General features: G+C 69.2%; 12 protein-coding genes and 1 pseudogene. 5 read left to right on the top strand and 8 right to left on the bottom strand.

Annotated features, from left to right (window positions below; all coding sequences use genetic code 11):
- The first annotated feature begins 70 nt into the window (after nt 1-70).
- Entirely contained in the window at nt 71-934 is an 864-nt protein-coding gene (locus tag BN11_RS18245; RefSeq protein WP_048699731.1) for an endonuclease/exonuclease/phosphatase family protein, read from the top strand.
- Nucleotides 935-945: 11 nt separating this feature from the next.
- On the opposite strand, the gene BN11_RS23095 is transcribed toward BN11_RS18245, so the two are convergent.
- From BN11_RS23095 to BN11_RS18255, 3 genes and pseudogenes are all read right to left on the bottom strand, one after another.
- A complete protein-coding gene (locus BN11_RS23095) occupies nt 946-1,194 on the bottom strand; it encodes a hypothetical protein (RefSeq protein ID WP_157044269.1) in 249 nt (82 codons plus the stop codon).
- Between the two features lie 102 nt (nt 1,195-1,296).
- The gene (locus BN11_RS18250; RefSeq protein WP_048701929.1) at nt 1,297-4,710 is read right to left on the bottom strand and encodes a hypothetical protein; all 3,414 of its coding nucleotides are present in this window, start codon (nt 4,708-4,710) and stop codon (nt 1,297-1,299) included.
- A gap of 107 nt (nt 4,711-4,817) precedes the next feature.
- Nucleotides 4,818-6,254: pseudogene (locus BN11_RS18255) on the bottom strand (amidase family protein).
- Between the two features lie 157 nt (nt 6,255-6,411).
- Between BN11_RS18255 and BN11_RS18260 the strand changes: the two are divergent.
- From BN11_RS18260 to BN11_RS18275, 4 genes are all read left to right on the top strand, one after another.
- Nucleotides 6,412-7,833 (top strand): MFS transporter, encoded by a 1,422-nt coding sequence (locus tag BN11_RS18260; protein ID WP_083434061.1) that lies wholly within the window; start codon nt 6,412-6,414, stop codon nt 7,831-7,833.
- Nucleotides 7,834-7,840: 7 nt separating this feature from the next.
- Nucleotides 7,841-9,085 (top strand): esterase/lipase family protein, encoded by a 1,245-nt coding sequence (locus BN11_RS18265; RefSeq protein WP_048699733.1) that lies wholly within the window; start codon nt 7,841-7,843, stop codon nt 9,083-9,085.
- A gap of 205 nt (nt 9,086-9,290) precedes the next feature.
- Nucleotides 9,291-9,668, top strand: coding sequence for an LmrA/YxaF family transcription factor (locus tag BN11_RS18270; protein WP_407668008.1), 378 nt, complete (start codon nt 9,291-9,293; stop codon nt 9,666-9,668).
- Nucleotides 9,665-10,150: a VOC family protein gene (locus BN11_RS18275; RefSeq protein ID WP_048699735.1), complete on the top strand. Its 486-nt coding sequence runs from the start codon at nt 9,665-9,667 to the stop codon at nt 10,148-10,150. Before BN11_RS18270 ends, BN11_RS18275 begins: the two co-directional genes overlap by 4 nt.
- A gap of 63 nt (nt 10,151-10,213) precedes the next feature.
- Here BN11_RS18275 and BN11_RS18280 read toward each other — a convergent pair whose 3' ends face one another.
- The 5 genes from BN11_RS18280 to BN11_RS18300 all read right to left on the bottom strand — a co-directional run.
- Nucleotides 10,214-10,669 carry a nitrile hydratase accessory protein gene (locus tag BN11_RS18280; protein ID WP_327152882.1) on the bottom strand — a complete coding sequence of 152 codons (456 nt, stop codon included), beginning with the start codon at nt 10,667-10,669 and terminating at the stop codon, nt 10,214-10,216.
- Nucleotides 10,558-11,196: a nitrile hydratase subunit beta gene (gene nthB, locus BN11_RS18285; RefSeq protein ID WP_048699740.1), complete on the bottom strand. Its 639-nt coding sequence runs from the start codon at nt 11,194-11,196 to the stop codon at nt 10,558-10,560. The genes BN11_RS18280 and nthB overlap by 112 nt, the downstream gene beginning before the upstream one ends.
- A complete protein-coding gene (gene nthA / locus BN11_RS18290; protein WP_048699742.1) occupies nt 11,193-11,825 on the bottom strand; it encodes a nitrile hydratase subunit alpha in 633 nt (210 codons plus the stop codon). Before nthA ends, nthB begins: the two co-directional genes overlap by 4 nt.
- A 52-nt stretch (nt 11,826-11,877) precedes the next feature.
- Nucleotides 11,878-12,351: a cupin domain-containing protein gene (locus BN11_RS18295; RefSeq protein WP_048699744.1), complete on the bottom strand. Its 474-nt coding sequence runs from the start codon at nt 12,349-12,351 to the stop codon at nt 11,878-11,880.
- Nucleotides 12,352-12,507: 156 nt separating this feature from the next.
- On the bottom strand, nt 12,508-13,027 hold a 520-nt coding region (locus BN11_RS18300), incomplete at its 5' end, for a PadR family transcriptional regulator (RefSeq protein ID WP_048699746.1).

The raw sequence follows: 13,027 nt of genomic DNA on the forward strand, positions 1-13,027 counted from the left end.
CGCAGGATCGGGATCTTGAAGTCGCTAGGCTTGTAGGCGGCGACCTTCGGGTCACCGTGCCGTCGCACCCGTGAACACCGGCGTGCCCAGCGGCCTGGATCTGGACAACAGCGGCAGCGTGGGTGGACCCAATGACGCCTGCGGTTTCGGGTTCTTCCCGGGCCAGTACGGCATGGTCGTCTACTCGAAGCACCCGATCGACCAGGCCGCGGTCCGCACCTTCCAGCACTTCTTATGGAAGGACATGCCCGGGGCTTTGCTGCCGGACGACCCCGCCACCCCGGCGCCGCGCGACTGGTATTCCGCAGCCGAGGTGGAGCAGGTGCGCCTGTCGTCGAAGTCGCACTGGGATATGCCGATCCAGGTCGGCGGCCGGACCGTGCACTTCCTCGTGTCGCACCCGACCCCACCGGTCTTCGACGGCCCCGAGGGCCGCAACGGAACCCGCAACCACGACGAGATCCGGTTCTGGGCCGACTATGTGCGCAATGCGGACTATGTGTACGACGATGCGGGGCAACGCGGCGGACTCCGACCCGGCTCGACGTTCGTCATCGCCGGCGACCAGAACGCCGACCCGCATGACGGTGACTCCGTTCCCGGTGCGGCACAACAACTTCTCGACTCCCCCCGCGTGAACTCGACGCACGTGCCGACGAGCGCCGGTGCCGTCGAAGCCACGCAGTTGCAGGGTGGGGTCAACCTGACTCACATCACCCCGGCCGCCCACGACACTGCCGACTTCTCCGAGCCCCCGGGTAACCTACGCGTCGACTATGTGCTGCCGAGCAAGCAGCTGCGCATCAAGGACTCGGGAGTGTTCTGGCCGGTCAGCAGCGACCCGCTATCGGCACTCACCGGCACCTACCCCTTTCCCTCCAGCGATCACCGGCTGGTGTGGGCCGACGTGCTGGTGCGCGGAAAGGGCCGCTAGGCGGGGCCGGCTCAGGCCGCGGATCCCTCGCGGGTCTCCTCCGCGTGCTCGCGGCACAGCACGGCGACGGCACGATTGTCGAGGAAACCGGAGTCGGTGCCGCAGTCGTGGCACACCATTGCTGCCTTGCCGCCGAGGTGGACCGTCTCGACGCAGTGCGGCGCGCAACACTCGCTCGTGTGGTGATGGTCGCGCCGGTGTACAGCAGCGAGAGTGTTCGCTGCAACGGTCGCGCGGGCCGCGGACTCTCCAGCCGTCATGGTTGTCCTCCGGTGAGTGCCTGGTGTGGCGTGAGTCACGCTCATACACGTCCGGGGGTCCCGGGAGGTTGCCACGCACGGTTTGCGGCTACCTGGGCACGCCTACGCAGAGCGGAACGACGGCTGCCGCCCGAGTGTGCCGACGAGGCGGGCGCGAGCCTCCGGTGAGGCGGCATCGTCACGCGCGGCAGTGACGTCGGAAAGCCGCTCCCGCAACGCCATCCGCTCCGAGACCGAAGCGTCGCCGTCCTCGGCGAGCAAACCCTCGATGGCCGCGATGCCGGCCTCCGAGCGCGCGACGAGCTGCGCTTGCGCGGCGTCCAGGCGGGCGGCATACCAGCTGCTCGCCAGCACCGCCTCGCGGGTGAACATAGCGCGGAAGGCGGGATCCTCCAGGGTCGATCCATCAGCGGAGATGCCGTCCGCCATGATCTCTAGCAACGCGCGCACGGGCGGGCAGGCGGACTCGATCGTGCCGTCCTTGAGATAGGCGCGGGCGACCCGCTCGTGGGTGGAGACCATGACGTCGACCGAGTCGACGAAGACCTGGCGGTCCTGGGTCTCCGGCCGCAGGATGGCCTCCGTGAAGATCGCGTCGGGGTGCATGAAGATGCGTCCGAGGAAGGTCGACGCGAACTTCTCGGTGATCCGGTAGCCGAGTCGGCTGGCCGCCACGACGCGCCCGTCATCGAGGACGACGTCGGCGACCGGCTCGAGGTAGCCGGCCTCGATGAGCGCCGCCGCCGAACGCTCGGCCGGCGACATCCTGGCGAAGAGCTCGGGGATGAGCAGACTGACGTCGTGGTCGACGCGGACCTCGGGCCCGACATAGCCGGCGCCGGAGATCCAGCCGTCATAGCCCGTCAGGGCGAAGGAGAGAAAGGCGGCGTTGAGGTCGTAGGTCGTCGGCAGCGCGTTGAAGGGCGCCTTGGTCATCGCGCCCTCGGAGCCGGCGCCGGTCGTCGACGGCGACTTGCCGGTCATGGAGGAGATGAACTCCATGAGCAGTTCGGGCAGCTCCAGATAGTGCAGCGGCCCGAACGCGCACAGGGCGGGCACCCCGCTCTCCGGTGGGTTGTTGCGCCGGCCGGCGGCGACGATGTCGACTCCGGTGACCATGGGCTCGTCCATCGTCAGGCCGCGGGCGATCCGGAGGGCGGTGAGCGCGCGTGCCGTCCCGGCGGGGTCGGCCATGTCGGGCCGCACCTGCAGGTAGCGCGGGTTCTTCGACGGCTTGCCGTCGACGATGCGCGGGCGCGCCGAACAGACCATATAGGTGGCGTCGCCGGGCAGCGTGCCGGCGGCGAAGTCGGTGATCAGCTCGCGCATCGGCTCGGTGAACTGGCTGACAGCGATCGCGTCGTCGGCCAGCTCGGTCGCGGCCGCGACGTCGAGCGGCTGGAAGTTGGACAAGAACGTTCCGGGAGAGGCGATGTCGGCCTCGGCGGTGGAGTCGTAGCCGGGAGTGATCGCGTCGTCGGGTCGCTGGAAAAGCAGCCGCTCGCAGTTCTCGACATATTTCACCGACGGCTCGCCCGGACCGCTGGTAGGCGCGACGACTGAGGCCGTGATGTCGTCCTCGGTCTGCACCTTCACCGAGGGCGCGAAGTCCGGCCGGAGCGAGAAGAGCCGATAGGAGCCGTCCGACTCGAACCCGACGCGCAGCATGTCGACGAGGACGGCCTGCCCGTCGATCCGCAGGCGGTTGCCGGTGCGGCCGTTGACTTGGCTGACCGAGCAGTGGCTACGCCAGTCCGCGCCCCACTCCGAGCGGTAGGCCCGCTTGATGACATAGACCAGTTCGAGCACGTGCGGGGGGATGGCCCGGATGAAGGCGTTGTGCTCGTCGGAGAACTCCGCCTTGGGCGTGAAGAGTTTGATGACGCTGCCGGTGCTGCGCTCCGGGCCGAGGACCGAGCGGTGGTCCTTGCCGTTCCACTCGGGGTTGGCGTAGCGCTCGCTGTAGTCGCGGCTGACGATCTGCTCGACCGCGTCCATGTCCGCGTCGAAGTCGGCGACGAACGCCTGCCCGATCGTGATCGCGTCGGCGATCGACTTGGAGATCTCGGACTTGCCGCCGCCGGAGACGGTAGACGGCTTGTGGCAGACCGTCGAGGTCGCGGCCGTGCCGATGATGGTCCACTGCACCGGTTCCCGGCGCACCTGCTTCATGACGACGCGGAAGCCGGAGGTGTCGAGATAGGTGGTGTCCCCGCGGAAGGGGATGGTCACGGTGGCCTTCTCCCCGGCCCATGAGACGGTGCGCTCCTGGAGGGAGAACTTGGCTCCCGTGGGGACCAGGACGATGTCCTCGTGGTCGACGCAGCGGGCCCACCCGGCCTCGTCCGGCGTCCACGCGCGCGGGTCGCGCGCGGTGACCTCGGCCACGGACGGTGCGCCTTCGGCATACGTGTTGACGAACTCCTGGCCCTCGTCCCACGAGGGCAGCACGATCGCGCCGCCGGAGTGCTCTTCCTCCGACCCGCCGAAAAGGTTGGCGGACATGGAGATCTGGGTCTTGACTTCCTTCTTGCAGTAGCCGAAGTAGTTGTCGGCGATGATCGTCACCATGACGCCGCGCTCGTCGCGGGCACACACCTTGAAGGCCTGGCCGTCGTTGTAGCGCTCCGCCGGGTCGGTCCAGCACATGCCGTCGCGGATCTGCCGCTCGGTGGCATCGTCCTTGTGCGGGAGGCCGAGGGACTGTTTGGTGGCCGAAATCAGGTGCGGCGCAAGGAGAACCAGGCCGGTGTGGCCGGTCCAGCCCAGCGGGTCGAGGGCGGCGTCGTTCTCGGGCAGGTAGGGGTCGCCGGCGTTGCCGAAGATTCCCTCGACGAAGTCCAGGTTGGCGACCATCGATCCGGGCACGATGAAGCGGGTCTCCATCCGGCGCTCATGCGTATGCCCGGGGACGCCGACCGTGACCAGTGGCCGCAGCAGCAGGGAGACGAAGCAGGCCGCCTTCTCTTCCTGGGTGGAGGTGATGGGCAGTTCCAGCGCCGCGGCCGGGGGCGTAAGCGCGCGGTCGAGGAGCGCGGCGAACACCTCCCGGGGCACGGCCTTCTTGTCATCGGGGATCGGCAGGCCGCCCTCGGCGATGTGGAAGACGCCGGCGGTGGTGCGGCGGTCGCTGCGGGGGTTGTGCAGCACGCCGTTGGCGAGGCGGTAGCTCGTGATCAGGCCGGAGGAGTACTCGTCGGAGTCGACCGGCAGCGAGAGAGTGCGCGCCAGGCCGGGTAGGTCGAGGCTCAGGGTGCGCCGGGGCAGGTGCGGGATCGGTGTGACACCGTGCAGGTATGCCGTCAGGAACGCCTCGATCCGCTCGTCCACCGGCGGGAGGCGGTCACCGAGGCGGCGGCTCAGCTCGCGCTGCCGCTTCAGGATCGGGGCGACCAGATCGTCGGCGACGGCCTGACCCGGTTCCACCGCCTCGACCTTGGGCTGCCCCAAGAGGTCGAGCCGCACGTTGACGGCGGCGAGCAGGTCTGCGGACGACGCGGGCTGGGTGCCGTTCATACCTCCATTGTGCGCCTCATGAAACCGCTTACGCACCCGGTTCACCACGTGGTCGTTTTCGGGTCGCCAGATGGTCACCCAGCCGGGCACGCGTGCGCCGGAAGGGGTCAGTGTGACGGCGACCGGAGCGCGGGTGACCTGTGTGCGGGTGACCTCAGTGCGGGTGTCCGGGGTGGGGGCTGCGGCGCGGGCACAGGACTTCGGTGGCCGCGGCATATGACAGCAGCGCGGTGTCGGCGTAGGGGCGGCCGGCGAACGTGAGGCCGACCGGCATGCTGATGTCGCGCATCACGCCCATCGCGATGGTGACGGTCGGGAGGCCGAAATGGCGCGGCACGAGATTGCCGTTGGCGACCCAGACGCCGTTGCGCCAGGCGAGATCGGCGGAGGCGGGATCGACGTCGGCATCCGCTGGGCCGACGTCGGCGACCGCGGGGAAGATCACCGCGTCGAGCCGCTCGCTGTCGAGCCACGCATCGAGGTCCAGCTCGCGGGTGCGGTCCAGACCCGCGATCCCCTCGGCGACCCATGTGTGCTCACGCAGCGGAACGAGCGGGTGGGCGCGGGCGTAGCCGGGGAAGAGCGCGATGTCGTCGCCGAAGTCGTGATAGCCATCCTTCAGCGCGCCTGGCGGGGGCGGAAAGATCTGTGCCCCATCGATATCCGCCAGGCGGTGCAGGCCAAGGTCACCGTTGGCGTGGAGGAAGTCGTCCCACGACCAGGCGGCGAGATCCTGGACCTCCCGCTCGAGATAGACCGGGCTGACGAGACCGCGGGTGCGGATGGTGGCAGCGCCGGGCCGGTCGGCCTCGTAGTTGCTGACGATCGGGAAGTCGGTGAGGACGACCTCGGCTCCCGCGGCGCGCACGTCCTCGACCAGCGCCCACAGCAGGTCCGTCGGCACCAGCGGCCAGTTGCCCCGGGATGGAGATCACCACGCGCGATGGCGTATAGGCGCACAGGCCGTTGTTCGACGCCGGTCCGCGACCGGAGGACCACGTCTCCTCCCCGAGGCCGAAGGCGGCCAAACTCGCCGCCGTTGCCGTGCCGGAACCGTTGGAGGAGCCGGAGGCGAAAGGTGCCGTGAGGTATGCCGGGTTGTACGGGCTCTCCGCGCGGCCGTAGAGCCCCCGCTGCATCCCGCCGTTGGCCATCGGCGGCATATTCGTCAACCCCAGGAGGATGGCGCCGGCGCCGCGGAGGCGACCCACGGCATACGAATCGCGTTGGGCCACAAGGTGAGCGAACGCGGGGGAGCCGCCCGCGACAGTGAGTCCCGTCGCAGAGTAGGAATCCTTGGCCGTATAGGGGATGCCGTCGAGCGGTCCCATCAGCTCGCCCCGGGTGCGGCGCCGGTCGGACTCCTCCGCCTCGGCGCGGGCGTTCGGGTCGAGGACGACAACGGAGTTCAGGTGCGGCCCCGCGTGGTCGTATGCCGCGATCCGCGCGAGGTAGGCGTCCACCAGTTCCGCGCTGGTCACCTCGCCCCGTGCCAGCGCCGCGGCGAGCTGGACGATCCCGGCCTCCACCACGTCACACGACATCTCTCGACGCTATCCCCTTGACACGGAAGCGGCCAGCGTGTGTACGGTGTCAACATTGCAAAGTGGACAGTGTCCACACTGATCGATGGAGGACGAGATGAGCGCGACCACGGACTTGACCACAGACTTGTCGGTGACCACGGCTAGCGTTTCGGCCATGACCGAGGGACCGGAGGGCAGCCCGGCCGACGGCCCCGACGCGCCCGGCCATAGCGAGCACCACGCCGCCCGCTTGCCGCCGGGCATCACCCCCGGCCCGCAGACATTGCGCGCCTTCCGGGCCGTGCTCGCCAACACGCTCGTGGCCAATGTGACGACCAGCTATCTGTGGTTCGCCCTGACGTTCTGGGCCTATCTCGAGACCAAGTCGGTGCTCGCGACCTCGATCCTCGGCGGCTCCTACATGCTGCTGATCGCCGTGGGTGGCATCTTCTTCGGCACGCTCGTCGATCACCACCGCAAGCACGCCGTCATGGTGGCGTCCAGTGCGATCACTCTCGTCATGTTCATGCTTGCGGGGGCGTTGTACCTGCTGTTCCCGACGCAGCGCCTGGTCGACTGGAACGGACCCGTCTTCTGGGCGTTCGCCGGCGTGATCCTGCTCGGCGGAGTCGTCGAGAGCCTGCGCAATATCGCCTTGTCCACCACCGTCACCCTGCTGGTCCCCGACGGCCAGCGCGACAAGGCCAACGGACAGGTCGGCACCGTGCAGGGCATCGCCTTCATGATCACCAGTGTCTTCAGCGGGCTGTCGATCGGGCTGCTCGGCATGGGCTGGACCCTCGGCCTCGCCATCGGCCTGACCGCGCTCGCGCTGGGACACCTGCTCACGATCACCATCCCCGAGCAACGGCCCCCGCGTGACGAGGGCGCCCGGCCCCCGGCCTTCGACATCCGGGGCGCGATCGGCGCCATCCGGGCCGTCCCGGGCCTCGGCGCGCTGATCCTCTTCTCCTGCTTCAACAATCTGGTCGGCGGCGTCTACATGGCTCTCATGGATCCTTATGGGCTGACGCTGTTCAGCGTCGAGTCCTGGGGGATCGTGCTCGGCGTGACGAGCTTCGGCTTCGTGCTCGGTGGCCTGTGGGTGGCCCGGTTCGGACTGGGAGAGAAGCCACTTCGCTCACTCATGCTCGTCAACGTCGTCGTCGCCCTGATCGGGATCTTCTTCACCGTCCGCGAGGTGTGGTGGGTGTATGCCGGCGGCATCCTGCTCTTCATGTGCGTCATCCCGATCGCCGAGGCGGCCGAGCAGACGATCCTGCAGCGGGTGGTGCCCTTCGCCAAGCAGGGACGCGTCTTCGGCTTCGCGCAGAGCGTCGAGGTGGCAGCGAGTCCGGTCTCGGCCTTCCTCATCGGCCCCATCGCGCAATACGGTCTCATCCCCTATATGAAGACCGCCGAGGGGCAGGAGCGTTTCGGGTGGCTCGTCGGCGCCGGCCAGGCCCGCGGCATCGCGCTGGTCTTCATCGCCTCCGGCCTGCTCATGCTCGTCGCCGTCGCTGTGGCGATGATCTCCCCGCCCTATCGTGTGCTTTCGCGCTCCTACCAGCAGGCCGAGCCGCCGCCCGCGTCATGATGGGACGGTGAAGGCTGACGAGGCACGGGATGCGGGCAAGGCCGCCAGCGCCGGTTTGCGCACCGGGACCGGGCTGATCCGGGACATCCACGGCGGGATCAGCCACGGGGTGTATGCCGTCGTCGACGCCCTCGCCGGGCCCGCGGCCCGGCCCATCCGGGTCGTTCAGGACACGATCACCGAGGGCGTGTATGCCGTGACCGGACGCGGTCTCGACGTGGGCAGCCGGCTCGTCGGCGCCGCCGTCGCCGCCCGCAAGGCCCGTTCCGGCGCCGACCACGCGAGCCTGCACGACGGGCCGGCGGCTCACCACGTCATCGCGATCGGCAGTGGCCTCATCGACGATTCCCTTGTGGGACAGGTCCCGTCGCTGCGCCCCACGATGCACGTGCGCGAACGCGGCACCCGAGTGGAACTGACGCGCGAGGGCGTCGGCGCGGCATACCCCGAAGCGACGGACGAGATCGTCGTCTTCCTGCACGGGCTCGTGGAGACCGAGGCGGCGTGGCGGCTGTCGGCCAAGACCCGCCCGCCGTATGCCGACCGGTTGCGCGCCGACCTCGGTCTGACCCCGGTGATGGTGCGCTACAACACGGGGCTTCGGGTGTCGGAGAACGGCCGCCTCTTCGCCGGCCTGCTGGCGGATCTCGTCGAGGCCTGGCCGGTCCCGGTGCGGCGCATCGCGCTGATCGGGCACTCGATGGGCGGCCTGATCATCCACAGTGCGTTCGCGCAGGTCGAGGACGACCCGGCGACACAGTGGCGTGGCCTGGTCACCGATACGATCACGCTCGGGACGCCCCACCATGGCTCACCGCTGGCGCGTGGAGCGTTCGCGGCCACGGCGTGGCTCGGACGCTCACGCCATACGCGGACTGCAGCGCAGGTGATGCGTGCACGCAGCGGCTCCGTGCGCGACCTGGCTCACGGCAATATCCTTGCGGCAGACTGGGAAAGCCTCGACGTAGAGGAGTTGGTCGACGGCCGCACCCATCCCGCTCCGGCAATGGGCATCCTGCACCGGGCGGTTGGCGCGGCATGGGGCAAGGCGCATCCGGACGGCGGGCACGACCGACTCAGCGACTTCCTCGTGCCCGTCACGTCCGCCACCCACGCCCACCTGGCAGGGGAGGCACGGCGGTTCACCGAGGACGACATCGCCGTCGTCCACGGCACCCACCATCTGGGCCTGCTCAACAGCGAGGAGACCTACCAGCACCTGCTCCGCTGGCTGACCCCCGCTACCCCCTGAGTCCGACGTTTGACGCGTCCTGACCCGCCAAACGTCGGACTTTGTGTGGGGGTGAGCCCTCGAACTCAGGCTCCTGTCGTGGCCCCCCACTCCTGTGCCGCCGCCACGGCGAGCGCCTCCTTGGTGGCGAATTGATGAAAGAACGCCCCCTTGGTGACCCTTCGCAGTCGCCGGCTATCACCAGCAGCGCGACCCGCTCGAGCGCATCTTCGCCTACCTCGATCTACGGGCCTCTCTCATCGAGGGCGGGCCGGCGGCATACAGCTGCGTGGCCGGCACGATGGTCCAGGAGGCGTTTGCCACCAGCCCGGCCATCAGAGACGCCTGCGGCACAATGTTTTTCGAGCACGCCGCCACTCTCGAGTCCGACATTCAGGCCGCCATCGACCAGCACGCACCGGCCCTGGAGGTCACCGCGCGGAGCCTCGCGGTCCACATCCTCGTCGTCCTGCACGGCGCCTTCGTCGTCAGCAAGGCCGGCGACGATCCCCAGATCGTGCTCGACTCCATCGAGCACCTCCGCCGCTACCTGCGGCAACTGTTCACCGCCGAAGCGAATCACCCGAAGGAGAAGGAATCATGAGCACGACGACCAATGCAGCGCGCTACCAGACCTGTCTCTGGTTCGACACCGACGGCCTCGAGGCAGCAGAGCACGACACGAGTCTGCTGCCCGATGCGGAGATCACCGGCGTCTCGCGCTATCCCGACGACGTCGACAAGGGCACGCCCGGCGCGGTCATGCAGGTCCACTTCCGCCTCGGCGACCAGCGCTATGTCGCCCTGAACGGCGGTCCGCAGTTCCCCCACTCCGAGACGGTCTCGCTCCAGGTCTACGTCGAGACCCAGGAGGACCTCGACAGGATCTGGACGGGTCTGCTCGCCGGCGGCGAAGAGACGATGTGCGGGTGGCTGCGAGACCGGTTCGGGCTGTCCTGGCAGGTCATCCCCACTCGTCTGGGCGAGCTGCTCGCCGATTCCGAACCCGTGGGCCGGGTGGTGCGCCAACTGCAGGCGATGACCAAGCTGGACATCGCCCCGCTCGAGGCCGCATACAACGGGTGAACCGATCCCGCGTGGCTCCTGCCCGTCACCGTAGCGAAACCGGCGTCAAAACCCCGGTTCTGCTCAGGTGACACCACCGGCGCGGCTGCCCCCCGCGTCCAGGACGATGGGTTGACCGTGCGGGGTGCGAGCCGCCGCCGCGTGCCAGGCGGCCGTTGTGCGGAGCAGGTCCTCCCGCGACAGCAGCTCCTTGGCGGCCAGCAGATCGCCGAGCGCGGCAGCCCAACACTCGTAATAGTCGGAGCCGTCGGGCACGGCACTGGCGGCGATCCGCGCGCCCAGGGCCTGGGCCCATTCCTCGGCGCCGACGAGGCCTTGGTCCTGAAGTGCGATCGTCATCGCGAAAACCTGTGCCTGCCAAGGAGCTTCGAACGGATAGTCGCGGGGCGGCCGAGGCGCCGGGGCCGTCACGACGCCGCCTCGAGATAGGGCTCCCACGCGTCCACGCAGACGGTCACAGTGGGATCGCTGTCCGGGCCCCACAGGTCGGTGCCGCTGAACTCGACTGCATAGATCCACTCGGGCGTCTGGTCCGCCGGCTCTCCGATCGGCACGGCGTCACGATCGGGAAAGACCTGCGAACCGTGGACCAGCACGATCGTGCCGACCTGGCCGCGCACGGACCGGGGCAGCCGCGTGTGCCCGGCCGGGTGGATCATCCGGGCTCGCACCCGATCGCCAACGGCGAACTGGGGCGGCGAATCCGTCTCTCGGGCAAAGGAATTGGAGGCGTCGAGGGCGGACTTCATCTCAGGCCACGTGCGCGCCCGCGCGGCGAACCCGCCGTCGAGCAGGCCGCTCCGGCCGAGAAGCCCCTCCAGCGCCTCGAACCAGATCCGGTAATAGCTGCTGCTCAGATAGACCGCCGGCGGCAACGATTCGCGGGCGCTGCGGGACTGGTCGATGTTCCAAGCCCCCAAGGCACCGGTCGCCAAGGTGAGGGCCAGGACGCGACCCTCCCATTCGGCGTGGAAGACCGGCTCGTCCGATTCCGGGCGGACGGCGCCGAAGCACTGCATACCGCCCACGTCGTGCACGCCATTCACGAGACCGTCTCCTGCGACGGCGCACTCGCCAGCCCAGTTCCGATCATCGAGTCGCGCGTGACGAGCGTGGCGAGCCGCTCGGCATCCCAGCCCTCCGTGTCGTCCGGCCGCATCGGCACGAAAAGATAGCGCTGTTCGGAGGTGGAGTCCCACACGCGGATGCGCGTCGAATCGGGAAGTGTCACACCGAAATCGGCGAGCACGCCGCGCGGGTCGCGTACTGCCTTGGCCCGATAGGCGGGCGTCTTGTACCAAACCGGCGGCAACCCGAGCACCGGCCAGGGATAGCACGAGCACAGGGTGCACACGACCATGTTGTGCACCTCCGGAGTGTTCGCCAGGGCGATCAGGTGCTCGCCGGCCCGGCCGCCATAGCCCATCGACGCGACCGCCGTGGTGGCATCGCGCACGAGCCATTCACGGAAGTCCGGGTCGGTCCATGCCCGGGCGACCACCTGCGCACCGCGGTGTGGGCCGATTTCGTGTTCATAGGTCTCGACGATCCCGTCGAGGGCCGCGGGGTCGACGAGGCCACGCTCGGTCAGCAGGGTCTCCAGTGCCCGAACGCGGGCGTCCATCTCGGAAAGCTCGCTGCCCCCGGAGTGATCGTGGTCGGGGTCGTCAGCCATGAGCCAAGATCTCATGAGACCTCAGGCGGATGCCGGACTCTCGATGCGGGAGTCAGGCGTGCTTGTCCGCGGCGCCCTCTCCCGGCTGGACCGTCCACTCCGGCGGTTCGTCGGTGCCGGCCTTCTCGTCGGCCTCGGCGTCCTCGGCCGTCTCGTGCACCTTGCCCTGCGCGTGGTGCGAGGGGGCGTAGACGGCATACAGCCGCAGCGGCTCGGAGCCGGTGTTGACGACGTCGTGCCATGTGCCGGCCGGCACCTGGATGGACCAGCCGTCGCTGACCTCGGTCTCGGCGAGGTCGTCCTTCGCCGGGCCCATCTTGCACACGCCCTCGCCGGCATCGAGCCGCAGGAACTGGTCCGTCTCCGGGTGGGCCTCCAGCCCGATCGATGCGCCGGGCTCGATGGACATCAGGGTCACCTGGAGATACTTCCCGGTCCACGCGACCGTGCGATAGGTCGTGTTCTCCTTCGTGGCCGTCTCGATGTCGAAGACATTGGGCTCAGGACCGTTGTCGGTGATCTTCATGGGGCTCCTCTCGTTGCCCACCAGCCTAGACTCGGCCGGCCCAGCTCGAGCCTCCCGCGTGCCGGTGAATCCGCTGGCGCAGCGGGACGACAACGCGGCTGGGCGGCATACCGGAAACGCTTCTCGGTATGCCGCGCAGTCAGTTTTGCGTGAGCGTCAGCTCTCGTCGTCCACGATCTCGGCGTCGACGGGCTCGTCCTGCGGGCCGTCGGCGAGGATCCGATAGAGCGCGCGCCGCGTGTCCTCGAGGACCTTGGCTGCCTCGGTCATCGTCGCCGCGTCACGCGTGGCGGACACCGCCTTGGCGGCCATCGCGACCTGCCCGAAGGCCTGCCACATCTCGCCGCCGGGCCGGCCGCCCATGGCCTCGCTGGCGTCGGCGGTGGCCGTTTCCCACGGGGCCGGCGCCTCGTTGTCCTCGACGGCCTGCTGGCCGGCGTCGGTGAGCCGGAAGGCCTTGCGGCCGTCGTTGTCGAAGGCCTCGATCAGGCCCTCGTCCTCGAGTTGGGCGAGCGCGGGGTAGACCGCGCCGGAGCTCGGCTTCCATGCGCCGCTGGAGCGCGAGGCGAGTTCCTCGATGATCTGGTAGCCGTTGCGCGGCTCCTCGGCGATGAGGAGCAGGGCGGCCAGGCGGACATCGCCCTTGGGCCGGCGCCCGCGGCGGCCGCCCGGGCCA

Origin of the sequence: Nostocoides australiense Ben110 (assembly GCF_001050535.1) — a bacterium.
Classification (GTDB): Bacteria; Actinomycetota; Actinomycetes; order Actinomycetales; family Dermatophilaceae; genus Nostocoides_A; species Nostocoides_A australiense.

What these genes read in the sequence shown, in the direction of transcription:
- BN11_RS18250 (WP_048701929.1), bottom strand. Translation starts at nt 4,710, where the DNA reads ATGAACGGCACCCAGCCCGCGTCGTCCGCAGACCTGCTCGCCGCCGTC.
- nthA (WP_048699742.1), bottom strand. Translation starts at nt 11,825, where the DNA reads ATGGCTGACGACCCCGACCACGATCACTCCGGGGGCAGCGAGCTTTCC.
- BN11_RS18295 (WP_048699744.1), bottom strand. Translation starts at nt 12,351, where the DNA reads ATGAAGATCACCGACAACGGTCCTGAGCCCAATGTCTTCGACATCGAG.
- BN11_RS18275 (WP_048699735.1), top strand. Translation starts at nt 9,665, where the DNA reads ATGAGCACGACGACCAATGCAGCGCGCTACCAGACCTGTCTCTGGTTC.
- BN11_RS18260 (WP_083434061.1), top strand. Translation starts at nt 6,412, where the DNA reads ATGACCGAGGGACCGGAGGGCAGCCCGGCCGACGGCCCCGACGCGCCC.
- BN11_RS23095 (WP_157044269.1), bottom strand. Translation starts at nt 1,194, where the DNA reads ATGACGGCTGGAGAGTCCGCGGCCCGCGCGACCGTTGCAGCGAACACT.